Annotated in this window: 21 protein-coding genes and 2 pseudogenes; 20 read left to right on the top strand and 3 right to left on the bottom strand. The window is 60.6% G+C overall.

The features are described 5' to 3' along the window. The first annotated feature begins 81 nt into the window (after window positions 1-81). Entirely contained in the window at window positions 82-1,536 is a 1,455-nt protein-coding gene (locus X743_RS147995) for an NAD-dependent succinate-semialdehyde dehydrogenase (RefSeq protein WP_023767274.1), read from the top strand. A gap of 38 nt (window positions 1,537-1,574) precedes the next feature. Continuing rightward, a complete protein-coding gene (locus X743_RS148000; RefSeq protein ID WP_245264271.1) occupies window positions 1,575-2,528 on the top strand; it encodes a LysR family transcriptional regulator in 954 nt (317 codons plus the stop codon). Between the two features lie 189 nt (window positions 2,529-2,717). Here X743_RS148000 and X743_RS148005 read toward each other — a convergent pair whose 3' ends face one another. Beyond that, window positions 2,718-3,557, bottom strand: coding sequence for a hypothetical protein (locus tag X743_RS148005; protein WP_023767272.1), 840 nt, complete (start codon window positions 3,555-3,557; stop codon window positions 2,718-2,720). Between the two features lie 252 nt (window positions 3,558-3,809). Here X743_RS148005 and X743_RS148010 point away from each other — a divergent pair, with 252 nt between their 5' ends. The 13 genes and pseudogenes from X743_RS148010 (at window position 3,810) to X743_RS148060 (ending at window position 17,572) form a co-directional block, all read left to right on the top strand. Continuing rightward, complete coding sequence (locus X743_RS148010; RefSeq protein WP_023767271.1) at window positions 3,810-4,598, top strand: aldolase/citrate lyase family protein; 789 nt, start codon at window positions 3,810-3,812, stop codon at window positions 4,596-4,598. Between the two features lie 16 nt (window positions 4,599-4,614). Further along, window positions 4,615-5,511: a glucose 1-dehydrogenase gene (locus X743_RS148015; RefSeq protein WP_245264270.1), complete on the top strand. Its 897-nt coding sequence runs from the start codon at window positions 4,615-4,617 to the stop codon at window positions 5,509-5,511. A 21-nt stretch (window positions 5,512-5,532) separates the two neighbouring features. Continuing rightward, window positions 5,533-6,987 carry an aldehyde dehydrogenase family protein gene (locus tag X743_RS148020; RefSeq protein WP_023767269.1) on the top strand — a complete coding sequence of 485 codons (1,455 nt, stop codon included), beginning with the start codon at window positions 5,533-5,535 and terminating at the stop codon, window positions 6,985-6,987. A gap of 190 nt (window positions 6,988-7,177) precedes the next feature. Next, window positions 7,178-8,071: an L-threonate dehydrogenase gene (gene ltnD, locus X743_RS148025; protein WP_023767268.1), complete on the top strand. Its 894-nt coding sequence runs from the start codon at window positions 7,178-7,180 to the stop codon at window positions 8,069-8,071. Continuing rightward, on the top strand, window positions 8,071-9,378 hold the full coding sequence (gene otnK, locus X743_RS148030; RefSeq protein ID WP_023767267.1) for a 3-oxo-tetronate kinase: 1,308 nt from the start codon (window positions 8,071-8,073) through the stop codon (window positions 9,376-9,378). The genes ltnD and otnK overlap by 1 nt, the downstream gene beginning before the upstream one ends. After that, a complete protein-coding gene (locus tag X743_RS0136565) occupies window positions 9,375-10,025 on the top strand; it encodes an aldolase (protein ID WP_031257991.1) in 651 nt (216 codons plus the stop codon). The genes otnK and X743_RS0136565 overlap by 4 nt, the downstream gene beginning before the upstream one ends. Continuing rightward, the gene (locus X743_RS148035; protein ID WP_023767265.1) at window positions 10,022-10,801 is read left to right on the top strand and encodes a TIM barrel protein; all 780 of its coding nucleotides are present in this window, start codon (window positions 10,022-10,024) and stop codon (window positions 10,799-10,801) included. The genes X743_RS0136565 and X743_RS148035 overlap by 4 nt, the downstream gene beginning before the upstream one ends. Window positions 10,802-10,835: 34 nt before the next feature. Next, entirely contained in the window at window positions 10,836-11,762 is a 927-nt protein-coding gene (locus tag X743_RS148040) for an NAD(P)-dependent oxidoreductase (RefSeq protein WP_031257990.1), read from the top strand. Window positions 11,763-12,015: 253 nt separating this feature from the next. Then, window positions 12,016-13,284 (top strand): Re/Si-specific NAD(P)(+) transhydrogenase subunit alpha, encoded by a 1,269-nt coding sequence (locus X743_RS148045; protein ID WP_023767263.1) that lies wholly within the window; start codon window positions 12,016-12,018, stop codon window positions 13,282-13,284. Further along, window positions 13,284-13,478: pseudogene (locus X743_RS0136560) on the top strand (NAD(P) transhydrogenase subunit alpha); the annotation flags it as partial. The gene X743_RS148045 and the pseudogene X743_RS0136560, both read left to right, overlap by 1 nt. Before the next feature lie 23 nt (window positions 13,479-13,501). After that, the gene (locus X743_RS148050; protein WP_023767261.1) at window positions 13,502-14,845 is read left to right on the top strand and encodes an NAD(P)(+) transhydrogenase (Re/Si-specific) subunit beta; all 1,344 of its coding nucleotides are present in this window, start codon (window positions 13,502-13,504) and stop codon (window positions 14,843-14,845) included. Between the two features lie 543 nt (window positions 14,846-15,388). Continuing rightward, window positions 15,389-16,357: a sugar ABC transporter substrate-binding protein gene (locus X743_RS148055; protein ID WP_023767260.1), complete on the top strand. Its 969-nt coding sequence runs from the start codon at window positions 15,389-15,391 to the stop codon at window positions 16,355-16,357. Window positions 16,358-16,498: 141 nt separating this feature from the next. Continuing rightward, window positions 16,499-17,572, top strand: coding sequence for a tartrate dehydrogenase (locus X743_RS148060; protein WP_023767259.1), 1,074 nt, complete (start codon window positions 16,499-16,501; stop codon window positions 17,570-17,572). A 277-nt stretch (window positions 17,573-17,849) separates the two neighbouring features. On the opposite strand, the gene X743_RS148065 is transcribed toward X743_RS148060, so the two are convergent. Beyond that, entirely contained in the window at window positions 17,850-18,155 is a 306-nt protein-coding gene (locus X743_RS148065; RefSeq protein ID WP_156934472.1) for an aldehyde dehydrogenase family protein, read from the bottom strand. A 78-nt stretch (window positions 18,156-18,233) separates the two neighbouring features. On the opposite strand from X743_RS148065, the gene X743_RS0136555 reads away from it, so the two are divergent. From X743_RS0136555 to X743_RS1000000171000, 5 genes and pseudogenes are all read left to right on the top strand, one after another. Then, window positions 18,234-18,812, top strand: coding sequence for a biotin transporter BioY (locus X743_RS0136555; RefSeq protein ID WP_031257986.1), 579 nt, complete (start codon window positions 18,234-18,236; stop codon window positions 18,810-18,812). Continuing rightward, window positions 18,812-20,344: an acyl-CoA carboxylase subunit beta gene (locus tag X743_RS148070; protein WP_031257985.1), complete on the top strand. Its 1,533-nt coding sequence runs from the start codon at window positions 18,812-18,814 to the stop codon at window positions 20,342-20,344. Before X743_RS0136555 ends, X743_RS148070 begins: the two co-directional genes overlap by 1 nt. Window positions 20,345-20,544: 200 nt before the next feature. Next, on the top strand, window positions 20,545-22,566 hold the full coding sequence (locus tag X743_RS148075; protein ID WP_023767254.1) for an acetyl/propionyl/methylcrotonyl-CoA carboxylase subunit alpha: 2,022 nt from the start codon (window positions 20,545-20,547) through the stop codon (window positions 22,564-22,566). A 10-nt stretch (window positions 22,567-22,576) separates the two neighbouring features. Then, window positions 22,577-24,718: a methylmalonyl-CoA mutase gene (gene scpA / locus X743_RS148080; protein WP_023767253.1), complete on the top strand. Its 2,142-nt coding sequence runs from the start codon at window positions 22,577-22,579 to the stop codon at window positions 24,716-24,718. Between the two features lie 22 nt (window positions 24,719-24,740). Further along, a pseudogene (locus X743_RS1000000171000) lies at window positions 24,741-24,968 on the top strand (biotin synthase); the annotation flags it as partial. Between the two features lie 84 nt (window positions 24,969-25,052). On the opposite strand, the gene X743_RS148085 reads toward X743_RS1000000171000, so the two are convergent. Next, window positions 25,053-26,242 (bottom strand): aromatic ring-hydroxylating dioxygenase subunit alpha (locus tag X743_RS148085; RefSeq protein WP_023767251.1); only part of this gene is annotated, 1,190 nt, incomplete at its 5' end.

Here is a 26,242-nt window from a genome sequence, read left to right as displayed (position 1 = left end):
CGGCGTCCAGCTCGACGCGCGAAGGTCGGACCATGTGAACCTCTGGCCAGCAAATCGGCTTGAAAAGGGACGAAACCAGAAATGAGCGACAAGCCCAACCATCCGTATCCACCCATTGGCCTTCTCATAGATGGCGAATGGATCTACGACCGCCCGGCTCTTTGCGATGTGGAAAATCCCAGCGATGAGTCCATCCTGGGCCAAGTGCCCAAGGCTACAGCGGAAGACCTTCAGAACGCTCTGGAATCGTCCGCGCGAGGTTTCGAGGTCTGGCGCAGAACACCTCCGACCGAGCGCGCGGCGATCATGCGCCGCGCGGCGGGTCTCGTTCGTGAGCGGGCGGCCGATATCGCGCCGATTTTTACGATGGAACTTGGCAAGACGCTTTCAGAGTCTCTCGCCGAGATCGAAAGATCGGCCACTTTTCTCGACTGGGACGCGGAAGAAATCCGGCGCCTGTATGGCCGCATCGTTCCCACAGACCCGCCTATACAACAGTTTGTGGTGCACGAGCCGATCGGCCCTGTCGCAGCTTTCACGCCTTGGAACGTGCCGATGAGCGCACCGTCACGAAAGATCAGCGCATCGTTGGCGGCAGGATGTTCCGTTATTCTCAAGCCTGCGGAAGAGACACCGGCGACAGCATGTCTTTTCGCCCAATGCTTCCTCGATGCCGGCTTGCCCAAGGGCGTCTTGAATGTGGTCTTCGGCGATCCGGACGAAGTTTCCCGCACTCTCGTGCTTTCCCCGATAACCCGCCTCGTCACCCTGACTGGATCGATCAACGTCGGGAAACATCTGACGCGGCTCGCCGCCGAGACGATGAAGCCGGTCCTGATGGAATTGGGCGGACATGCGCCGGTGCTGGTGGATGAGAACGTTGATCCCGATGCGATCGCCCAGCTCGCAGTGAACTGGAAATACCGGATGGCGGGCCAGTTCTGCTCCGCGCCCTCCCGGTTCTTGGTCCACCGCTCGGTCTATAGCGATTTCGTCGAGAGCCTCGCTTCCAAAGCGAGCAGGCTTGTGGTCGGTGACGGGTTTGCCAAAGACACGCAAATGGGACCGGTCGCCAATCGCCGTCGTCTGGACGCAATGTCCGGTCTGGTCGAGGACGCGGTCGCACACGGCGCTCGGGTGGTCACAGGCGGCCAGCGCGTCGGTAACCGGGGATGGTTCTACGCCCCCACTGTCCTCGCGGACGTGCCTCTGGACGCGAGGATCATGAAAGAGGAGCCATTCGGCCCGCTTTCTCCCTGCGCTCCCGTCGATTCCATGGATGAGGCGCTTTCGATCAGCAACAGTCTCGACATGGGTCTGGCCGCGTTCGTGTTTACAAATTCGATGGAGCGCGCGGACCATCTGTCCCGCGAACTGCAGGTCGGCTCTGTCGCGCTCAACGTGTTTACCAGCCCCGGGGCGGATGCTCCCTTCGGCGGATATCGGGAGAGCGGTATCGGCAGGGAAGGCGGACTTGAGATGTGGAACAGCTACACAGTCTCCAAAACGATTGCCGAAAGGCGTGTGCGAGTCTAGAAACCAGAAGGCGTCGCCTGCGTTGGCGGGCGTGAATTGTGTCGGTGCTGTTGGAAATCGATCCTAAGAAATTGCTGTACTTTGCCACTGTCATCGAACAGGGCAGCCTCAATCGCGCCGCTAAATTGCTCAGCGTTTCCCAACCCGCCTTGTCCACTTCCATGAACAGGCTTGAGGCGGAACTGGGAATGCAGCTGATCCAGCGCGGTCCCAAGGGCATCGTGACAACGAGAAGCGGGGATATTCTTTACTGCCACGCAAGGGTAATCCGCGAGGAAGTGGAGCTCGCCGAACGAGATCTCCTGAACTCGCTCGATGTTCACAACGAGGCGATCAGGCTGGGAAGCCTGCCCAGCCTGGCGAGCAAGATCGTGCCGATGGCCATGCGGAAATGGCGCGACGCACATCAAGACGGACAATTGCAGGTCGTCGAAAATGCTCAGGTCGACCTCCTGATCGGATTGCTGCGCCGGGACTTTGACTTCGTAGTCGGGTTCACCGAGGTTTTCGACATGCTGGACGGGTTGCGCCAGAGGGTTTTGTTTCGGGATACCCTGCGCGTCATCGCTCGAGTGGATCACCCGTTGCGAAAGTCGGAAAACCTGACATGGGAGCAGCTCGTTCAGTACCCGTGGATAAGCCCCACATCCCGTCGCACGCACACCGTCCTCGACCACATCCTGAAAACCATGAACCTGGCACTTCCGAGCCAGGTGACCGTGTGCGGGTCGGTTTCGCTCCTAAAGTCGTTGGTGGCCGAGACCGATCATATAGCTTTGCTCCCGGCCCATGCTGTTCATGAGGAGATTGCCGAACAACGCCTGCTTCCGCTGGCGTTCGACGATCCTGTGCTTAGCCGAGACATCGCTGTCTTTTTTCGGGAGGGCTACCAAATGGACCAGCCGCGAAAGGATCTGGTTACCTGCATCGCGGAAGTTGGCTTGGAGCTGTGCCACGACCACAACGGGCATCAGGACGTTCGTGCCGTTTAATCGGCGTTGAGATCTTCGGGCCAAAAAGCCTTCCACGGGCGCTAATCCCTGGCGGACGGCAACGTCTTTCAGTCTGCGGGACTACTTATTCGCGCATCTCCGCCCGACAACGCGCCAACCTGTGGCCCCAGGCAATCGGGCAATACCCGCCGACTTCGGGCGGCGGGTGCCTTGTTGCAAAGGGATGGATCAGAACTTCGGCAGCGTCACCACGAAAAACAGCGAGTCTTCATTGGCTTTTATGTCGACCGGAGCGTCCGACGGGGTCAATTCGAGCGCCGTCTTGTCGCCGTAAGTCTTGCCTTCGACGGTGATGTTCCCCTTGCTCATGAAAAGCACGTCGACCTGAGACCGCGATCCCGTATTGTATGTCGCCCCGGCTTCGACCTTGATGAAGCTCATCTTGGTATTGCGTTCCGTGAACGTGCCCAAAAGCTTCGAGTACACACCTGGCCTTCCCGTTTCGATCCAATCGTACGAGTCGGGATCCATCATGATGACATCGTCATACCGCGGCTTGGCGAGGACCATCTTCCTTCCGGTCGCTTCTTCGTAGCAAGCGGCCGCGCCATCCATATTGTGCTTTTGGCCCTTTTCATCCACCCAGGTGAAAACGCCGCTCTTGAATTCGCCTTTTGCCTTCAGAGCCTCATTGGCTGCTTCCCGCCGGGGTGTGCTCAGGAAGCCCGCGCCGCTAGCACCACCGAACTGTATGACCATCATTTCCAGCCCCTCGGGCCGGTCCTGCGGACCGTAATGCACGCTCTCAGGAAAATACGCCACCGAACCCTCGTCCATGATCTTGTGAGGAGCTGCCGGATACCTACCCTTCAGCACGTAGCGGATCTGGTCAAAGTTGTGGCGGTGACGGGGCGTGCCCCAGCCGCCTGATCCGGTAAGGCCGACATTCAGCAGATAGTTGTTGGGGGAGTCGTCATCGCCCTGCAGGAGAAACTTCTGGTCGAGCTTGCCGTCTCTCATCGAACCGACCGCGCCGCCCTCTGCTGTCGCAAATTCTCCGATACGCATCTTCTTATCCTCTCATGTTCCGGACCAAACCGTCGGTAACCAGGACCGAACTGTCGGCCCCAGATAACCCCAAACCGGAAGGTCTCGGTATCCTCCAATTTCGACAGCTATAACATCGCGTTATTCCGGGCGGGGTCTCGGAGGGCGTGAGGACTTGATAAGCGTAAGTGTTGACTGCAAAACCTAAGGCACCGCCTGAAACGGGCGAATTAAAGCAACTCGCAATCTGTTCGCGAGGCTTCTGGATCAGCCATGCTCAATTTGGAAACGCCCTCGAAGAACCTGACGAAATCCAAGATGGATTCAGGCGGAGTGGCCGTCGGGATGGTCGTTCGACTGATGCGCGGTGTTGAGATCGCCGCCATCGCCAAGAGTGCGGGCTTCGATTGCCTCTACATAGACCTGGAGCACTGCAGCTTTTCGCTTGAGACCGTCAGTCAGATCAGTCTGACGGCAACCGCGTTGGGCGTGACACCATTGGTTCGCGTCCCCGGGATCAACAAGACCGAGATCGGCCGGGTTTTGGAAACGGGCGCCCAAGGCGTGATCGTACCCCATGTGGAAAACCGGGCCCAGGCGGAGGAGATCGTGGATGCCTCCCGTTTCCCCCCTCGCGGAAGTCGCTCTCTGCTCGCGACCAACGCCCACACTCTCTTCCGTGGCGGGCCTGCGGCCGAGGTCATGGAGAAGATGGAGGCGGCGACGCTGGTCGTCGGCATGATCGAATCCGCGACAGCGGTTGAGAACTCCGACGATATCGCGTCGGTTGATGGAATGGACATGCTGTTGGTCGGCACCAACGACCTTTGCAACTCCTTTGGCGTGCCTGGCGAACTGGATCACCCGCGGGTGCGCGAGGCCTACGAGCATGTGGCGGCGGTTTGCCGGGCAAGGGGCAAGCATCTCGGCGTCGGAGGACTGAATTCCCGCCCGGAACTCGCCAAGGAAATGATCCGTCTGGGGGGACGCTACGTGTCTGCGGGAAGCGATACAGGCTTCCTGATGAGCGCGGCGACCGCCACGGCTCGGTTGTTCCAATGACATTTTGGACCGCGGCATGCTGCGGTCCAAATATTCTTCGATCCGCCGGCCCGTGGTTGGCCGCGCTTTTACTGGAGGGAAGCCCGTGACTGTTGGAACTGCCGAACAAGTCGCTCCGGAAATCGAGGTTCCGGCAGAGGCGCGCAACTTCAGCGTAAAAGACCGAGTCGTTATCGTGACCGGCGCGGGCCAGGGTATCGGCCGGGAACTGGCACGCCAGTTCGCCGCGGCCGGTGCAATCCCCGTCATCGCTGACCTTGGCCTCGAGAACGCCCAGTCAGTGGCGAAGGAGATCAAGGCTTCGGGAGGCAAAGCCCTCCCGCTGGTCGTGGACGTGGCCAAGAAGGACTCGGTGGACGAGATGGTGGCGGCGACGTTGGCCGAATTCGGTCGCGTGGATGTCCTGATCAACAACGCCTCGCTTTTTTCCAACCTGGCTAAACGTCCTTTCGACCAGATTCCGCAGGGCGAATGGCAAAGGGTGATGGACGTCAACATCAACGGGGTGTTCTTCTGCGCCTCCGCGGTTGTCGGCAGCATGCGCAAAAACCGCTTCGGTCGCATTATAAACATTTCGTCGGACTCGGTGCATCGCGGAACCAAGAACTACCTCCACTACGTCACTTCAAAGTCGGCGCTGATCGGCATGACGAACTCCCTGGCACGCGAGCTCGGGGCCGAAGGAATAACCGTCAACTGCATCCGCCCCGGCACGGTGGCGACGGAAGTCGCCGAGCGCGCCGCCAGCCTCACTCCGGAAGTCCGCCAGCGCAACATCGACCTCCAATGTATCCCGAGAACCATCGTGCCCTCCGATCTTGCTGGCCTCACGATGTTCCTTTCAACGCCCGCGGCCTCCTTCATTACCGGGCAGACGATCGCCTGCGACGGTGGGTACACCCACAGCTTCTAACGGCCGGAGGCGGAGAGCGTTATGAAACATTTTGGCAAACTGTACATCGACGGGGCATGGGTGGATCCTTCGACCCCCGGCCAGAGACCTCTCGTCGATCCCTACACCGAGGAGCCGTTCGCGACAGTCGCCACTGGCGGCAACTCGGAAGATGTCGACAAAGCCGTAAGAGCTGCACGCCGGGCATTCGCTGCATATTCTGAGACTTCTCTCGAAGAGAGGATTTTGCTTATCGACAGTATCATCGCGGCATACGAAACGCGCGCCGACGATATTGCGGAGGCGATGGCCCTAGAGGTCGGCATTCCGGTAAGCGCCAAGGCGCAAGTGACAGGTCCGGTCGGTCATATGAAAGTGGCGCGCGATCTGCTCAAGACCTACAGGTTTGAGACCCATATCGGTGATACGATCGTACGGCGTGAGCCTATCGGCGTATGCGCCCTCATCTCACCCTGGAATTGGCCCACGCAAACACCCGTTATCAAGGCCATTTACGGCATCGCAGCCGGTTGCACCATGGTGCTCAAGCCGTCGGACGCGTCCCCGGTCAGTGCCGTAATCCTGGCGGAGATCTTCGAGAAGGCAGGCGTTCCGAAGGGCGTTTTCAACCTCGTTATCGGGCGTGGAAGCGTCGTCGGCGAAGCCATGTGCAGGCATCCCGAGGTAGACATGATATCCTTCACCGGCTCGACCCGGGCGGGCACGCGGGTGGGAGAGGCCGCCGCGCAGACCATCAAGCGGACATCGCTCGAACTGGGCGGCAAGTCGGCCAACATCGTCCTCATGGATTCTGACCTTGAGCGGGCGGCACGCTGGAACATCCAGCGTTGCTTCTTCAACAGCGGACAATCCTGCCACGCGCCGAGCCGCATGCTGGTGCATGAAAGCCAGATGGAAACGGTATTGCCTTATCTGGCGGATGAAGTCGCAAAATACAAACTTGGCGATCCGCGCGATCCCGCCACCACGATGGGACCGGTGGTCAACAAGGCGCAGTACGACAGCATCCAGAACTACATCCAGTCCGGGCTGGATGAAGGCGCGCGTTTGGTGTTCGGCGGTTCGGGCAAGCCCGACGGCGTCAACCAAGGCTTCTTCGTGAGGCCCACGGTCTTCGCGGACGTCACCCCCGAAATGACGATCGCCAGGGAAGAGATCTTCGGGCCGGTCCTGGTGGTAATGCCCTACTCGACGGAAGAGGAGGCGCTCCGGATCGCCAACGATACTCCCTACGGTCTCGGTGGTTACGTCTTCGGCGCCGACCGGAAGAAGGCTTATGAATTTTCCAGCAACCTCAAGGCGGGACGTATCTGCTTCAACGGCGCGGCAACCAACTCTTACAGCCCCATGGGCGGATACAAGGAATCTGGCATCGGCCGCTCCATGGGAGCCTTCGGCCTCGAGGAGTATCTCGAGATCAAGTCTGTCTACGGCTTCGAAGAGGAGGCGGGCCAACTGCCCGAATTCATCCGGTGACTGCGGTGGAGTCTGCGGCAGGTGCGTCGTCCTGCGGGTCGAAGACGGATGGATGCCAATGCGGTACGGGCACTTGCTCACGGGCCGTCTCCTGGTTTCCGCCAGGGGACGGAACGCTACCGATGCGCTTGCCGATCGGTTCCGACTGTAAAGCGTCCGATATGTTCGGTCATGGCATGGAGCGTAAGAAATGAAAGTCGGTGTCGTCGGACTGGGCTCCATGGGGTATGGGATCGCCGCGTCGCTCCTCCGGGCGGGGCACAGCGTTTTCGGCGCTGACATCAACCCGGAAGCGATTAAGCGCTTGCGCTCGGAAGGAGCCTCGGAGGGCGATGCTTCATCCGCCGCTTCCGAACTTGAGGCGCTGGTGGTTGTGGTTCTCAACGCCGCGCAGGCCGAAGACGTTCTTTTCGGCGATCGTGGTTTGGTAGCCAGGCTTTCCCCGGCATCCGTCGTTGTGCTGTGCGTCACCGTCGCGCCGGACTACGCGCGCAATGTCGCGCGGCGATGCGGCGATCGGGGTGTGCACTTTCTCGACGCGCCGATCTCGGGTGGCTCCGTCAAGGCGGCGCAGGGCAAGCTTTCGGTTATGGCTTCAGGCACGCCGGAGGCATTCGCCGTCGCGCGCCCGGCTCTGGATGCGATGGCGGAAAACGTGTTCGAGGTCGGCGACAAGGCGGGCGCTGGCTCTGCCATGAAGGCCGTCAACCAGTTGCTTGCAGGCACCCACATCGCGGTGATGGCCGAGGCCATCACCTTTGGGATGACGCAGGGGATCGATCCAGCCGCCTTCCTGAAGGTCATTCCGAATTGCGCCGGCACGAGCTGGATGCTCGAGAACCGAGCGCCGCATATCGCGGCAGGCGACTACACGCCCCATTCCGCCGTCGATATCTGGCTCAAGGACCTAGGAATTGTCATGGATGTCGCGCGCTTGTCCAAGTTCTCCGCGCCTATCACGGCGGCGGCGCTCCAGCAGTTCGTCGCAGCTTCTGGCATGGGGCTCGGACGCGAGGACGACGCCGCGGTGGCCAAGGTCTACGCACGCAACGCTGGCCTCACTCTTCCGGAAAAGGGCGCGTGATGGAGTTTGCAGGAAACAGCCAGGCGGGAAACAACGTCGACAAGACCTTTTTCGGCGCTATAGCGGACGACTTCACTGGAGCGACCGATCTCGCGGGTCTTCTCGCGAGATCAGGTGTCCCGGTGTCTCTGCGGATGGGCGTTCCCGAAACGCCTCCAAATGACACATCGCCCTTCGAGATCATCGCTCTGAAGTGTCGGACGGCTCCGGTCGAAGAAGCGGTGTCCGAAACCCAGGCAGCCCTCGATTGGCTCCGCCGGGCGGGCGCGCAGAGGTTTTTCTGGAAGTACTGCTCAACCTTCGACTCGACCGCTCGGGGCAATATCGGCCCCGTGGCCGAAGCCCTGATGAACGCCTTGGGGACGGACCAAACGATCTACTGCCCGGCGTTTCCCGAGAACGGCCGTGCGGTCTTCATGGGGAACCTTTTCGTCGGCGAGCAGCCGCTCGCCGAAAGTCCGATGAAGGACCATCCTCTGACTCCCATGCGCGACTCCAATCTGATGCGGCTCCTGCGGGCCCAGGTAACCCACCCGGTTGGTCTCGTGAACAGACTCGCCGTTGCCAAGGGCGCGGCTATGCTTCGCGGCGAGCTGCACCGGCTTCGCGCTGATGGAATTGCCCACGTTGTCGTGGATGCTGTCTCCAATGACGATCTTCATGTCATCGCGGACGCGTGTCGCGACATGACGCTGATGACCGGAGGGAGTGCGCTAGCCATGCCGCTGCCCAAACTGTGGCTGGAGGAAGGGCTCCTCCGCCGGGATCAATCGGTCGGCAGGCCGCGCGCGGAGGCTGGCCCGGCGATTGTCCTTTCTGGCAGCTGCTCGGCGATGACCAATCGCCAGGTTTCCGCATATCTCGCAGGTGGTCATCCGGGGCTCCGGCTCGATCCCTTGAACCTTGCGGAAAAGGGGGAGGGGAGTGCGGCCGAATGGCTGTCTAGCCGATCCCCCGACCAGACACCGATCATCTATGCCACGGCCGAGCCGGATGAAGTGCGACGGGCGCAAGAAAGGCTGGGCGTGGAACGCGCGGGCGCGGTGGTCGAGCGCGCCCTGGCGGCTTGCGCTGTGAAAGCCCGCGACCTGGGGTTCAGGCGCTTCGTGGTAGCCGGCGGAGAAACGTCGGGCGCTGTCACGAAAGCCCTCGAGATACGGCAACTCGACATTGGCTCCGAAATCGCGCCGGGTGTTCCGTGGTGTTTCGCCCGCACCGCCGGACATGAAGTCGCGATCACGCTCAAGTCCGGCAATTTCGGCGGTGAAGGCTTTTTCACCGACGCGCTTGAAAGGTTGGACACGTGACAGAAAATGCCAGACTGCGCGAACAGATATGCTCGCTGGCCAAGTCGATGTTCGAGCGGGGATTAACCCACGGATCAACTGGCAACATATCGGCGCGGTCGTCCGATGGAGGCCTGCTTGTCTCTCCTACCGGGACAAGCTTCGGTCGGCTCGACCCGTCCCGCCTGAGCCGCTTTGACGCGCAAGGTCGGCATATCGAAGGTGACAAACCCACCAAGGAAATGCCCCTGCACTCCGCGTTCTACGACACGCGAAGCCAGACCGGCGCTGTCGTGCATTTGCATTGCTGCCACGCCGTCGCGTGGTCGATGATGCCCGATGCCGACGAAGACGACTTCCTTCCGCCGCTCACGCCCTATGCCCTCATGCAGTTGGGCCGCGTCAAGCTGCTTCCGTTCTTCCGGCCGGGTGATGCAGCGATGGGTACCGCAGTGCGTGGGCTCGCTGGCAGGAGGTCGGCGGTGATGCTCGCCAACCACGGCCCGGTCGTAGCGGGCAAAGACGTCGAGGCCGCGTGCAACGCCATCGAAGAACTGGAGGCGACCGCGCGGCTGGCGATACTGATGCACGGCCATCGGCCGCGTTTGCTGACAGAGCGGCAAGTCCAGGATGTCGTCACCACGTTCAACGTGGAGTGGGACGTATGAAGTTTTCGGCCAATCTGGGTTTCCTTTGGAAGGACCGCCCGTTGCCGGCCGCGATCGGAGAGGCCAAGTCGACCGGATTCGACGCGGTAGAGTGCCACTGGCCTTACGACGCATCAGCGGCGTCCGTGAAAGCGGCACTGGATGAAACCGGGCTCAGCATGTTGGGCCTTAACACGCGTCGCGGCGACACATCGGTCGGGGAAAACGGGCTCTCTGCGCTGCCGGGCCGGGAGGTTTCGGCACGCGCGGCGATCGACGAGGCTCTTGCCTACGCTTCGGAAGTGTCCGCTGGCGCTGTCCACGTCATGGCGGGCAACTCGAGTGGGCCGCTTGCGCGCAAGGCGTTCTGCGACAATCTTGCTTACGCTTGCGAAAAGGCAGGTGAAGGGGTGACGATTCTCATCGAGCCGTTGAACCCCTACAACGCGCCCGGTTACTTCTTGAGCGACACAGCTTTAGCGGCCGACATCATCCGCGAAGTCGGTGCTCCCAACCTCCGGATGATGTTCGACTTCTACCATGTGCAAATCATGGAAGGCGACGTGACCAGGCGGTTCGAAACAATGCTGCCGTTGGTAGGGCACGTCCAGATCGCGGCGGTGCCGGATCGTGGGAAACCCGACCACGGCGAGCTGGACTACGACTACGTGCTGCGGCGCGTGGCGGACCTGGGCTGGGACAAGCCGATCGGGGCGGAATACATACCGGAACCCAATGTCGAACCCGACATGAAGTGGCTCGCCAAGTATCGACAACTGAGTACACGGCAGATCTGACCTGGCGGTCGGAGGTCGAAGGAGAAAAAGAACCATGGTAGAAAAACCGGTTATCGGTTTTATCGGGTTGGGCCTGATGGGCCACGGCATGGCCAAGAACATCCGCCAAAAGGGCTATGAGCTATGGGTGCGTGGTCGCTCCAACCGCGCGCCTGTCGAAAGCCTTCTGGCAATGGGCGCGAAAGAAGCTGCCAGCCCAGCCGACATGGCGGCCAAATGCGATATCATCCACCTGTGCCTGTCAACTTCGGCTCAGGTCGAAGACGTGCTGAGGGGGAGCGACGGCATCCTCGCGGGTGTTCGTCCCGGCTTAATCGTGATCGACACTTCCACAGCCGATCCAGGCTCGACGGTGAAGCTAGCCGATGAGCTCTTGTCGAGGGGAGCGCACATGGTCGACGCGCCTTTGGGGCGAACTCCGAAAGAGGCCGAGGCTGGCACTCTCGATGCGATGGTCGGATGCGACGAGGCTCTTTTCGACACGGTCAAACCAGTCATCGAATGCTGGGCAGGTACTATCAAGCGAATTGGTCCCGTAGGAAGCGGTCACAAAATGAAGCTGCTGATGAATTTCATCGGCATGTCGTACGGGGCGCTTTATTCCGAAGTCGTTGTCCTGGGTGCCAAGATCGGCATACCGCCACAGACCATAAGGGATGTGATCGGCCCAAGCCGTATGGGCAACGGGTTCTTCGAGACCTTCATGCGCTACGTCGTCGATCGCGACAGGGACGCCCACAAGTTCGCTATCTCGAATGCCGCTAAGGACCTTCGCTACATCAGCAATATTGCGGCGGATGCCCGCGTGGTAACCGTCATGGCTTCGGCGGCCCGGCATTATTACGCACACGTCGAGGCGATCGGTAGAGCGGACGACTATGTGCCGATGCTGAGCGACCATGTAGGCGCACTCAACGGCGTCAACATGGAAAGCGAATCGAAGAAGAACAGCGGGAAGTGATACCGGTGCGCCCTCACGATCCGGGTAATCCGGACACGACAATGGACGTGCCGGAGAGCCGGTGCGGACGGCATTTCCGGGGCAGGAAACTGGCATAGTGCGGCAGGGCGATTGGGGAACCTGTTGATCCGCAATTTTAGGGGCCTGGTTTTCAGAGCGGTCCGGCGAATTTCGCCTCCCAAGGCAGCATGCGACCCGATGGCATCATCCGATGCCATCGGGCGGACCGACAAATCGTTAGAGGGACACAAGAGTGGCCAACATATTCATCCCTCGTGAGCTCGACGCCAACGAGCCGCGCGTTGCCGCCTCGCCGGACACGGTAAAGCGGCTGACGGCGCTGGGGTTAGACGTGATCGTCGAGACCGGCGCCGGCACAAGGTCGCGCATTCCCGATGAGGAGTTTGCCAAGACCGGTGCCGTGATCGGCAAGGCTTCGGATGCCGCCAAAGCCGATGTGGTGCTGAAGGTGCGCCGACCGACCGATGGCGAGCTGAAGGGCTACAAATCGGGTGCGGCAGTCATCGCCATCATGGACCCCTACGGCAACGACGCCGCGGTCGCGGCGCTTGCCAAGGCCGGCGTCACCGCCTTTTCGATGGAATTCATGCCGCGCATCACGCGCGCTCAGTCGATGGACGTTCTGTCCTCGCAGGCCAATCTCGCCGGCTACCAGGCCGTGATCGACGGCGCATCGGAGTATGACCGCGCGCTGCCGATGATGATGACGGCGGCCGGCACCGTGCCGGCGGCGAAGATCTTCATCATGGGCGTCGGCGTCGCGGGCCTGCAGGCGATCGCCACGGCGCGCCGCCTCGGCGCCGTCGTCACCGCCACCGACGTTCGCCCCGCCGCCAAGGAACAGGTGGCGTCGCTTGGCGCAAAGTTCCTCGCCGTCGAGGATGATGAGTTCAAGGCGGCCGAGACCGCTGGCGGCTACGCCAAGGAAATGTCGAAGGAATATCAGGCCAAGCAGGCCGCCTTGACGGCAGAGCACATCGCCAAGCAGGACATCGTCATCACCACGGCGCTGATCCCCGGCCGTCCGGCGCCGAAGCTGGTGTCGGCGGCCATGGTCGCCTCGATGAAGCCGGGCTCGGTGATCGTCGACCTCGCGGTCGAGCGCGGCGGCAATGTCGAGGGCGCTGTAGCGGGCCAGGTGGTGACAACGGCCAATGGGGTAAAAATCGTCGGCCATCTCAATGTGCCCGGCCGCATCGCGGCGTCGGCATCGCTGCTTTACGCCAGGAACCTGTTCGCCTTCGTTGAGACGCTGGTCGACAAGACGACCAAGACGCTCGCCATCAATCGCGACGACGATCTTGTCAAGGCGACTATGCTGACCGATGGCGGCCGCGTGGTGCATCCGGCCTTCGCCAAGGCGGCGGAGCAGCCCCATGTCGAACCGGCGGCCATTCCGGCCAAGACCATGGTCGCCGATGCCACGCCGAAGAAGGCTGCACCGAAAACCGACAAAGCCACTGCCGGCAAGTCCGCCGCCAAGCCGAAGGGGATCGCGTGATGGATCAGACCTTGCAAAAGGCCCTCGACCAGCTCGACCAGGCAAGCGCCGCCGTCCGGCTTGCGGTGCAAAACCTGGCCAATGCTCCCGGCGCCGATGCGGCGGGTGATGCCGCGCACGCGCTGTCGGGCGGCGCCATCGACCCCTTCGTCTTCCGTTTCGCCATCTTCGTGCTGGCGATCTTCGTCGGCTACNCGTTTCCGGCGTCCTGTTCATCATGGCGCTGCGCGGCCTGTCGCATCCGACCACCAGCCGCCAGGGCAATCTCTATGGCATGATCGGCATGGGCATTGCCATTGCCACCACGTTGGCGCTGGCGACCCCGTCCGCCGGGCGCTTCGGCCTGATCGTGCTTGGCCTTGCGATCGGCGGCGGTGTCGGCGCCGTTACCGCGCGCCGCATCGCCATGACCTCGATGCCGCAGTTGGTCGCCGCCTTCCACTCTCTGGTCGGCCTTGCCGCCGTCATGGTGGCGGCGGCCGCCATCTACGCGCCGGAAAGTTTTGGCATCGGCACCAACGGCGACATCCACGCCCAGGCGCTGATCGAGATGAGCCTCGGCGTCGCTATCGGCGCCATCACCTTCACCGGCTCGGTCATCGCCTTCCTCAAGCTCGACGGCCGTATGTCGGGTAAGCCGATCATGATCGGCGGCCGTCACATCATCAATGCCCTGCTCGGCATCGCGCTGATCGTGCTGATCGTGCTTCTGGTCACCACCGAGGCCAAGCTGGTGTTCTGGCTGATCGTCGCGGCGTCGCTGGCGCTCGGCGTTCTGCTCATCATCCCGATCGGCGGCGCCGACATGCCGGTCGTCGTCTCGATGCTGAATTCCTATTCCGGCTGGGCGGCAGCCGCGCTCGGTTTCACGCTCGGCAATCTGGCGCTGATCATCACCGGCGCTCTGGTCGGCTCGTCCGGCGCCATCCTGTCCTACATCATGTGCAAGGGCATGAACCGGTCGTTCATCTCGGTCATCCTCGGCGGCTTCGGCGGTGAGACCACTGCAGCCGCCGATGACGGCATCGAGCGCACGGTCAAGCAGGGCTCGGCCGACGATGCCGCTTACCTCATGATGAACGCACAGAAAGTCATCATCGTGCCCGGCTACGGCATGGCGGTCGCCCAGGCGCAGCACGCGCTGCGCGAGATGGCCGACAAGCTCAAGGCCAACGGCGTCGACGTGAAATACGCCATCCACCCGGTCGCTGGCCGCATGCCCGGCCACATGAACGTGCTGCTGGCCGAAGCCAATGTGCCCTATGACGAAGTGTTCGAGCTTGAGGACATCAATTCCGAGTTCGCGCAGGCCGATGTCGCCTACGTCATCGGCGCCAACGACGTCACCAATCCTTCGGCCCGTGACGACAAGTCGAGCCCGATCTACGGCATGCCGATCCTCGATGTCGACAAGGCCCGCACCTGCCTGTTCGTCAAGCGCTCGCTCGGCTCCGGCTACGCCGGCATCGACAACACTCTGTTCTACAAGGACGGCACCATGATGCTGCTCGGCGACGCCAAGAAGATGACCGAGGAAATAGTCAAAGCCATGGATCACTGACCCGGAGCGGCTCTGGCCTTTCGACCACCCGAACAGACACGCACGCGGCAGTCCGCGCGCAAGTGCGGGCGGCCTTTTCAGTTTTGAAGAGATGACATCTGAACCGGAACGTTGAGTGGCGTCCTGCCGTCGGCTGAGAAAAGGCGAGGAAAAACAAACCGCTTCGGCGGCGCGGGAGACCTAGATGGCATGGCTGTCGCACGTTTCCAAGGACGCGGAAATGGACTCCGCTCTAAGTCAGCGAACGCAAGAGTGGCCAGTGGTTCATCTTTGCGTCCGGCGTGAAAGACGTTGGCGGGTGGAGGCACTTACCCAACGGTAGTCCGGTGCTACGGTGTTCCTTGCGCAGGTGGAATTTCCGCGAAGCCAGATAAAAATAGAGGGAAATCTAACGCAGCAAAGTAGTACGGCAGCGTGTTCATATCTAGCTGACCAGAGCACGGATATTTCAATGGCTGGAGGTTTTTGAGGTCAGTTTTGTGCGCGCACCTGGCGCATCGAGCCTCGCCAGCTTGGCGACCACAACCGGGAGGACATACAGAAATGAACAAGAAGATCAGTCGAATACTTTTGGGCGGACTTGCCGCCGCATCGTTGACGGCGAACGTTGCATCGGCGAAGGACTTGGTGTTCGGTCTTATCCCGAATACCATGGCCTATCCATATGATGTCGTCCTCGTGAACGGTTTCAAAGAGAAAGCCGAGGCGAACGGCGTCAAGGTTATTTTGCTCGACCCCAAAATGAGCATGGAAACGCAGGCGAATCAGATCGACGATCTCATTCTCCAGAAGGTCGACGGTATCGCGTTCATGCCAAACGACTCCGTCACGGTCCAGGGCCTTGTCGACAAAGTCGCCGAGGCGGGAATTCCCATCGTCGCTTCAGCCGTGCCCGTAGGGGATCCGAACACGCACCCCGTCGACTACGTCTATCCAAATCTCACCGCGCTCGTAACGACAAATGACATCGAGGCGGGGCATGTCGCAGGCATCTATGCAGCGGGCGTGCTTCCGAAAGATCGTGAAGCAAAGATCGCGGTTGTCGAAGGTGCGCCGGGATTCTCCGTCGTGAAGCAGCGGCAACAGGGATTCGAAGCGGCGCTGAACGAGGCGAAGATTAAATTCAAGGTCGTCTCGTCGCAGCCATCTGACTGGACGCCGGCATCCGGTGAGCGGATCTGCCAGAATGCACTTATCGCAAATCCGGACCTGGACATGATCTTCAGCCATGCTGACGACATGGCCATCGGTTGCGCCAAAGCTATCGAAGCCGCAAATGCCAAGGCTCTCCTCATCGCGACCGGCGGCGGATCAGACCTCGGAGACAACTCACTCACCTCTGGCGAGATGGACGCCTCAGTCTGCACGCAACCGAAACTGATCGGCGAACTATCATTCGACGCGCTCTTCAAAGCGTTGAACAATCCGGCGGAGGCCAAGAAGGGTCAGTACATCGACTACAAGCTGTTTCCGCTCACGAAGGAAAACGTCAAGGACTGCCCGCGTTGGTAGGCGATTGAGCCCCTTGCTTGAACGCCGGGTTCACTGGCACTAGGCAAAAAGCATGCAAAAAGTGGGTGCCATCCCTTTTTGCATGCTTGCCGCGAATTTGCTTCGCGCGGATTCATGGACGAACGATCGCGGAGGCCACTGATGCGAAGTTACGCGATTGCAGCGATTCCAGCCGATGGCATCGGGCCGGAAGTTATCGATGCAGCGCTTGAGGTTCTTATTGCGTTAGGCCAGCGGACAGGTGAGTTTTGCCTCGACATCACGCGCTATGATTGGGGCTCGGACCACTATAAGGCCCACGGGAAGATGATGCCCGATGACGGGCTGCACCAGCTCAAAGCCCATGACGCGATTTACTTCGGTGCCGTCGGCACACCCGACATACCTGACCATATCACTCTCTGGGGTCTTCGCTTGGCGATCTGCCAAGGTTTTGACCAATACGCCAATGTCCGCCCGACGCGAATTTTGCCGGGGATCGTGGCACCGTTGCGAGGGAAGGGGCCAGGGGATCTCGATTGGGTGATCGTCCGCGAGAATTCGGAAGGCGAATACGCAGGACACGGCGGGCGTGTCCATCGCGGTATGCCGGAAGAGGTAGCAACCGAGGTTGCTATCTTCACCCGCCATGCTGTCACGCGCATCATGCGCTATGCATTTCGACTGGCACAATCTCGACGCCGCAAACTGCTCACCGTCGTGACCAAATCGAATGCCCAGCGCCACGGAATGGTGATGTGGGACGAGATCGCGGCGGAGGTTGCCCTCGAATTCAAGGACGTGGCCTGGGACAAGATGCTAGTTGATGCAATGACCGTTCGCATGACGCTACATCCCGAAAGCCTGGATACCATTGTAGCGACGAACCTCCACGCTGACATCCTTTCCGACCTCGCCGGGGCTCTGGCAGGCAGCCTTGGCGTCGCGCCGACGGCGAACATCGATCCAGAACGACGGTTTCCTTCCATGTTCGAACCCATACACGGCTCGGCCTTCGATATCGCCGGAAAGGGCATTGCCAATCCGGTCGCTGCTTTCTGGACGGCCTGCCAAATGCTCGAGCATCTCGGCGAGATGGATGCTGCCTCACGGTTGATGAAAGCAATCGAGAGCGTTTGTGCAGCAGGCGTTCTTACGCCAGATGTCGGCGGGACAGCAACGACCCGGGAGGTAACCGATGCGGTGATCGCCACAATCCAGGGCAGCAATACTTGAGAAGTGGGCCACAGCCGTGAAGATCGGCGTATTTGGAGCGGGCTCAATAGGAAAGCATCGCGGCGCCGCTGCTTCGCTCCGGCCATGGCTGGACGCCGTAAAGCGCCATGGTGTCGAATTTCCCGAGCCGGGTCTGTGACATGAAGAGGACTTTTGTTGCTGATGATCGGCGGGCTGGGCTCTGTGACCTGTAGTATCTGCTGCGCCATGAGGTGGGTGCCCTCTCGTCTCCCTCGACGGCGGCGGCGGACCTTAAAGGCGCAGGTTGCTGTGCCGGTTAAATCGGCGCAAGCGAGTTGGTGTTGGGGCCGTTGAATGAAATTCGAGCTGCGCGCAGGCCCGCCTGCGTATTCGCAGCATCGCTCGTGGTCTTCGCTGAGACATAGCCGCGAATGCCGTAGATCGAGTTGTTGGCGATCTGCAGCGCTTCCTGCTTGGTCTTGTACGGGCGCGCGATCCCCATCACCGGGCTGACCTCGCGCGAGAGGCGAGCCAGCGCGCTGTTCAGCCCGAAATTTCCCGATTGCGAAGGAAATTGAGCTTGGCTGGCCATCATCGGAAATTTGCTATCTTCAGTTTGCATTTTCGTGATTGCACCTTTCAATAGTTTTCTCGCACCTCTCAAGTCGGCTGTCGCCAAGACTGTCCACTGGAGAGGAAGATGACAATTTTCTGCGCGATTGCCGAAAGCCGCGGTAACAGTTTGGTCCTCACTGCCATGACGGCTTTGGCAGGGTCGATACTTCTCGCCATAGCGGCGAAGATTTCGGTGCCCTTCTATCCAGTACCCCTGACGATGCAGACCTTCGTCGTCATTGGGTTAGGTCTTGCCCTCGGGCCCTGGCGCGGCTTGGCCGCGATCCTGCTCTATCTGAGTGAAGGCGCTTTCGGTCTGCCCGTTTTCGCCGGCACGCCGGAAAAAGGGATTGGGCTCGCCTACATGTTTGGGCCTACCGGCGGCTATCTTCTGGGCTATCTGCTGGCGGTGTTTCTTTGCGGGCGGCTGGCCCAACGTGGTTGGGATCGGCATCCGCTGACGGCCATGGCAGCGGCGGTCCTGGCCGGTGCGGTCATCTACCTGCCGGGTCTGTTCTGGCTTGGAGCCGTCATCGGTTTCGACAAGCCGGTTTTGGCCCTCGGACTTTACCCCTTTATGCCCGGCGATCTCATCAAGGCAGCCTTGGCAGCATTGCTTTTCCCAATGGCTTGGAAGGCAGTTAACCGCAAGGCCGACCGCTGATGCGGGCCATCCTAGAACAACTTGAAATACGTCGTGAGGAGGCCCGGCTCGGTGGGGGACAAAAGCGCATAGAGGCGCAACACGCCAAGGGAAAGCTAACGGCCCGCGAACGTCTTGAGGTGCTCTTGGACGAAGGATCGTTCGAGGAATACGACATGTATGTCACCCATCGCGCTACGGATTTCGGCATGGCTGCCCACAAGATCGCCGGCGATGGCGTCGTCACCGGCTGGGGCACCATAAACGGCCGGCTCGTCTATGTCTTCAGCCAGGATTTCACCGTGCTCGGCGGTTCGCTGTCCGAAACGCATGCGCAGAAAATCTGCAAGATCATGGACATGGCGGTACGCAACGGGGCACCGGTAATCGGCTTGAACGATTCAGGTGGCGCGCGCATCCAGGAAGGCGTGGCATCGCTTGCCGGCTATGCCGACGTGTTCAAGCGCAACGTCGATGCGTCCGGTGTCGTGCCGCAGATTTCCGTCATCATGGGCCCATGCGCAGGCGGCGCGGTCTATTCGCCGGCCATGACTGATTTCATCTTCATGGTGCGAGACAGTTCCTACATGTTTGTGACGGGACCCGATGTGGTGAAGACCGTCACCAACGAGATCGTCACTGCCGAGGAACTCGGTGGCGCACGCACGCACACGACGAAATCGTCGGTTGCGGATGGTGCTTACGACAACGATGTCGAGACGCTGGAGCAGGTCAGGGCGCTGTTCGACTTCCTGCCGCTCAACAATCGCGAAAAGCCGCCGGTGCGTCCGTTCCATGACGACCCGTCGCGCCTTGAGATGCGGCTCGACACGCTGATCCCCGACAGCGCGGCAAAACCCTACGACATGCGCGAACTGATCCTTGCGATCGCCGACGAGGGCGGCTTCTTCGAAATCCAGGGGGCTTTTGCGAAAAACATCATCACCGGGTTCATGCGCATCGAGGGCCAGACGGTTGGTGTGGTCGCCAATCAACCGATGGTGCTCGCCGGCTGCCTGGACATCGATTCCTCGCGCAAGGCGGCACGCTTCGTCCGCTTCTGTGACGCATTCTCCATCCCGATCCTCACGTTGGTCGACGTGCCGGGTTTCTTGCCGGGAACTTCACAGGAATTTGGCGGCGTCATCAAGCACGGGGCGAAGCTTTTGTTCGCCTATAGCCAGGCGACGGTGCCAATGGTCACGTTGATCACGCGCAAGGCCTATGGCGGCGCCTACGATGTCATGGCCTCCAAGCACATCGGCGCCGACGTCAATTATGCCTGGCCAACCGCCGAGATCGCTGTGATGGGTGCCAAGGGAGCGACCGAAATTCTTTATCGCTCAGAGCTTGGCGACAAAGACAAGATCGCGCAGCGCACCAAGGACTACGAAGCGCGTTTTGCCAATCCGTTCGTAGCGGCTGAACGTGGCTTCATTGACGAGGTGATCATGCCGCACTCCTCACGCCGGCGCATTGCCCGCGCCTTCGCCGCCCTGCGTGGCAAGAGCGTCGATACTCGCTGGAAGAAGCACGACACGATGCCGCTGTGAGGACGAGAAATGCGTAATCGGGTTCTCTGTGGTGACGCAGCCTGCATGTCGCCGAGGCAAGTTGCCTCGTCTGTCGGCCAGGATGGTCCGATCTGGCTTGGCCATCAGGGTGAAATGGATTGGTACCTTTGTGTCATTGATCTTCAAAAACTCCGGATCGGACCAGATCCAGAGATGTTTTGACTTAGCGATAGGCAATCATGTTCAAGAAAATCCTCATAGCCAATCGCGGCGAGATAGCCTGTCGCGTCATCAAGGCCGCGCGAACGCTTGGCATCGGCACCGTGGCCATATATTCGGACGCCGACCGCGAAGCGATGCATGTCAAAATGGCTGACGAAGCCGTGCATATCGGTCCGTCGCCATCGAACCAGTCTTATATCGTCATTGGCAAGATACTCGATGCGGTTTGGCAAACCGGAGCCGATGCGGTGCATCCGGGCTACGGTTTCCTGTCGGAGAACGCCAATTTCGCAGAGGCATTGAAAGCTATAGGCGTCGCCTTCATCGGGCCGCCGCCTGTGGCGATAGAGGCGATGGGCGACAAGATTACCTCCAAGAAGATCGCCGCATCCGCCGGAGTCTCGACCGTGCCCGGCCATATGGGCCTGATCGTGGATGGCGACGAGGCGGTGAGGATCGCTGGCGAGATCGGCTACCCGGTGATGATCAAGGCTTCGGCTGGCGGCGGCGGCAAAGGCATGCGAATTGCCTGGAACGATGCCGAGGCGCGCGAAGGCTTTCATTCGTCGAAGAATGAGGCGAAATCCTCCTTTGGCGACGACCGCATCTTCATCGAGAAATTCATCACCCAGCCGCGCCACATCGAGATCCAATTGCTCGGCGATCAGCATGGCAATTTGATCTATCTGGGCGAACGCGAGTGCTCGATCCAACGCCGCAATCAGAAGGTCATTGAGGAAGCGCCGTCACCGTTCCTCGATGCTGCGACGCGCAAGGCCATGGGCGAACAGGCCGTGGCATTGGCCAAAGCCGTGGGCTATTTCTCCGCCGGGACGGTTGAATTCATCGTCGATGGTGACAGGAAATTCTATTTCCTCGAAATGAACACGAGGCTTCAGGTCGAGCATCCGGTGACCGAAATGATTACTGGCATCGATCTGGTCGAGGAAATGATCCGCGTTGCCGCCGGCGAAAAGCTGCGGATCACGCAGGATGACGTCAAGCTGCGAGGCTGGGCCATTGAAAGTCGGCTCTACGCCGAAGATCCATACCGCAATTTCCTGCCATCAATCGGACGCTTGACCCGATATCGTCCTCCAGTCGAGGGCAAGCGCGACGACGGCACAGTTGTACGCAACGACACTGGGGTGTTCGAAGGCGGCGAGATCTCGATGTACTACGATCCAATGATCGCCAAACTGTGCACCTGGGCTCCGGATGGAGGGGGGACGCCCGCGCGACTGGCAGCCATCGATGCCATGGGGAAGGCGCTCGACGATTTCGAGGTCGAGGGCATCGGCCATAATCTGCCGTTCCTCTCAGCGGTCATGGACCATCCGCGGTTTCGCGAAGGCCGGCTAACGACTGCATTCATTGCCGAAGAGTATTCCGACGGCTTTTCGGGCGTAACTCCGTCGGCGGATGTGGCCAGGAAGCTTGCTGCAATCGCCGTCTTCATCAATTTGCGAGTGCAGACCCGCGCAGCGCTGATTTCCGGCGCCATGGACAATCACCGTCGCGCCGTGGGCCAGCACTGGGTGGTGACGCTGGCAGGCCAAAACTTTGATACCGCAGCCAGGGAAGAAGAGGGGAATACTGTCGTCAGCTTTAGCGAAGGTATTTGGATTTCGGTCGCCAGCGACTGGCTCCCCGGTTGCTCCCATGCCCAATTCACCGTCGACAATAAAACGCTCGGTGTGAAGACGGGATTTGCTGCATCTGGGATCCGGCTGCGTCATCGCGGTGTGGATGTGGTCGCCTGCGTGCGCACGCCCCGAATTGCCGAGCTGGCACAGCTGATGCCCGAAAAGCTACCGCCGGACACCTCCAAGATGCTGCTTTGTCCTATGCCCGGCGTGATCACCGCCATCTCGGTGCAAGCGGGGGATCAGGTCGAGGCGGGCCAAGTGCTTGCCACGGTCGAAGCCATGAAAATGGAAAACGTGCTGCGTGCCGAGCGCCGGGCAACGATCCGGCGCGTCGCAGCGCAAGTGGGCGGCAGCCTGGCCGTCGATGAACTCATCATGGAATTCGAGTGAGGGCGGGGCTATGGACGAACGTGTGACTTACGAGGACTGGCTAAAGCTCGCCAAGCGTGAACTGAAGCGGTCGCCAGACGATCTAGTCTGGCATACGCCGGAGGGAATAACCGTCAAGCCACTCTATACCGCAACGGATCTCGAAGGCATCGCCCAACTCAATTCGTTACCGGGTCTGAAGCCGTTCCTGCGCGGGCCGCGCGCTACAATGTATGCCGGGCGGCCGTGGACGATCCGCCAGTATGCCGGCTTCTCGACAGCCGAAGCATCCAATGCCTTCTATCGCAAGGCGCTCGCTGCTGGCCAGAAGGGCCTTTCGGTAGCCTTCGATCTTGCCACCCATCGCGGCTACGATTCCGACCATCCCCGCGTTGAGGGCGATGTAGGAAAGGCTGGCGTGGCGATAGACTCGGTTGAGGACATGAAGATCCTGTTCGACGGCATTCCGCTTGAAGAGATGTCGGTGTCGATGACCATGAACGGCGCGGTGATCCCGATCCTCGCGAATTTCATCGTCGCGGGAGAAGAACAGGGTGTTGCGCGCGACAAACTTTCCGGAACCATCCAGAACGACATCCTCAAGGAGTTCATGGTCCGCAACACCTACATCTATCCGCCAGCACCCTCGATGCGGATTATCGCCGACATCATCGAATACACGGCAAGGGAAATGCCGAAATTCAATTCGATATCCATCTCGGGCTATCATATGCAGGAGGCCGGCTCGACGCTGGTCCAGGAACTGGCCTTCACGCTGGCAGACGGGCGCGAATACGTCCGGGCGGCCATCGCCAAGGGCCTGAACGTCGATGAGTTCGCCGGCCGACTTTCGTTCTTCTTCGCCATCGGCATCAATTTTTTTATGGAGGCGTCCAAGCTACGCGCGGCGCGGCTGCTTTGGTCGCGGATCATGGAAGAGTTCGAGCCGAGGAAGCAATCGTCATTGATGCTGCGCACCCATTGCCAGACCTCTGGCGTATCGCTGCAGGAACAGGACCCATACAACAACATCGTGCGAACCGCCTATGAAGCGCTGGCCGCGGCGCTTGGCGGCACGCAATCGCTCCACACCAACTCCTTTGACGAGGCGATCGCGTTGCCGACCGAGTTTTCGGCGCGCATCGCCCGCAACACACAACTCATTCTCCAGCACGAAACCGGCGTCACCAAGGTCATCGACCCTCTTGCGGGCTCCTATTACGTGGAAAGCTTGACCAATGAGCTTGCCGAAAAGGCCTGGGCGCTGATCGAAGAGATCGAGGCAATGGGCGGCATGACGAAAGCCGTGGCCTCCGGACTGCCGAAGCGGCTGATCGAGGAGGCGGCCACACGCCGTCAGGCCGCCGTCGACAAGGGCGAAGACGTCATTGTCGGCGTCAACAAGTTCCGGCTCGAGACCGAGGACCACATCGATATACTGGACATTGACAACGCAGCCGTGCGCCAGTCGCAGATTGCCCGCATCGGAAAGACCAGGCGCCAGCGCGATCCCAGGCGGGTCGGCGATACGCTGGCCGCACTCAGCCAGATCGCAGCTAGCGGCGAAGGCAACATGCTCGAAGCGGCGGTTGAGGCGGCACGGGCCCGTGCGACGGTGGGGGAGATTTCAGATGCCATGCGTAAGGCGTTTGGTGATCATACGGCGGTTCCCGAGGTGGTCAGCAACGTCTATGGCAAGGCCTACGACCAGGAGCCGGAGTTCAAGACGCTGGTCTCGCGCCTCAAAGACTTCACGGCTTCGCGCGGCGCCAACCCAAAGATCATGGTCGCCAAACTCGGCCAGGATGGCCACGATCGCGGCGCCAAGATCGTCGCTTCCGCCTTTGGCGATATCGGCTTCGAAGTCGTCGCCGGACCGTTGTTTCAGACGCCGGGCGAGGCGGCCGAGCTGGCTATCGCCACAAAGGTCAATGTCGTGGGCGTGTCCTCGCTCGCGGCTGGCCACAAGACGCTGCTGCCGCAATTGATCGACGCGCTGAAGGTTAAAGGCGAGGAAAACATCATCGTCATTTGCGGAGGCGTCGTGCCGCGCCAGGACTACCAGTTCCTGATCGACCGCGGCGTGGCGGCGGTGTTCGGTCCCGGCACCAATGTGTTGGACGCCGCGGGCGCCGTCTTGGACCTTATGGAAGGCAAGCGTCGAAACTCATAGGCGCGCAGGAATAAGGTGGAAAATGCAGCCAGCTATTTCGGATTTGGCGACGTCCAAAGCCCAATTCAACGAGAGCGGCCGGAAGCGGACGCTCTTAGCGTTCAATGACGCGCCTTTCAACGACCTGCTGTTTCAGACGCAAGCGGTTCACCGCCAGAATTTCAATCCCAATAAGGTCCAGCTCAGTCGGCTGCTCCGCATCAAGACAGGTGGATGCCCGGAGGATTGCGGCTATTGCAGCCAGTTGGCCCAAGGATTTCGGCACAAAACGCTATACAATCCGGCCGTAACCCCAGCGCGTTGACGCGTCATTGTCGCCCGTTGCCTGGGCTTTCTACTGCGCGCTGTTGAGTTTTGCGGCGACGGTTTTCTGGAAGTTGTGGAGAGCGACCTCCCAGTGCGGAGAGAAGCGGCTTGGCAGGTTGAGTTCCTCGCGGATGGGGGCCATGGCCTGGACCTGGGTCCAGGGTCCGTCGTCCTCGTCGAGAACCTGCTTCCAGTAGATGGTGTTCTCGTCGCGCAGCTTCTTGAATTCCGGGGCGGTGGCCGCATCGCCGATGAAGTAGGTGCGGGAGGTGTAGTGGGTCAAAGTGGGCCCGCGCGGCAACTGCAGAGACGCCGAGACGTAGCTTGGCGTGCAGGTCAGGATCGTTGCCGGGAAGATGAACAGGATGACGGCGTGAGCGACGCCGGTCTCCTCCACGACAGGGAAGAAGGGCAGCGCATTGCCGTCCGAGGCCTTGGTGGCGTAGCGCTTCTGGGCTTCGGCAAGCGAGCGCCGCGACGAAAAACCCGAATAGACCTCGCCGCCGATTTCGGATGTGTAGTCCTTGCTGTGGTCGAAGGCCTTGTGGACGAACGGCAGGTGGTAGTCTTCGATCCCTCCCTCCAGGACGATCTTCCAGTTGACCGCGAAGTCCCGGCTGCCACGGCCCGTCGCCGGATCCGCTGGCTTAAGCAGAGAGAAGTCGAAGATGCCTTCGACGCGCTCACGAACCGGCTTCAGGAACGTCTCGAGTTCGACAGCCTTGCCGTCGATGTTGGCGAAGATGATGTCGAAATACTGGCCGCTGCGCACCTCGATCAGGGACAGCTCGGAAAGATCGAAATCCTCCGCATTGTTCTGGTTGACGCCGGCGATGGCGGGCGTGGCCAGAAGATTACCTTCCAGGCCGTAGGTCCAGCAATGATAGGAACAGCGGATTGTCCTGACATTGCCCTTGTCCTTGACCAGCTTCATGCCGCGGTGACGGCAAATGTTATGATAGCATTTGATGCCACCATCCTTGAGCCGCACCAGGATGAGCTCGTATCCGGCCACGCTGACGGGAACGACGTCACCGGCGTTGGGAATATCGCTGGCGAAACCGACGCCCACCCAGCCGGCGGCGAAGATATGCTTGCGCTCGGCCTCGTAGAAGGCCGGATCATAATAGGCCCGCCCCGGCAGGCCCTCGGCAAGGTTGGTGCTGCGGTCGAGCCTCTCGATGTCGTGGGCCGAGAGCGGCTCGGCTTCCAAACCCG

It is taken from the genome of Mesorhizobium sp. LNHC232B00 (genome assembly GCF_000502435.1).
Lineage (GTDB): Bacteria > Pseudomonadota > Alphaproteobacteria > Rhizobiales > Rhizobiaceae > Mesorhizobium > Mesorhizobium opportunistum.
This window is presented reverse-complemented; position numbering and strand designations above follow the sequence as displayed.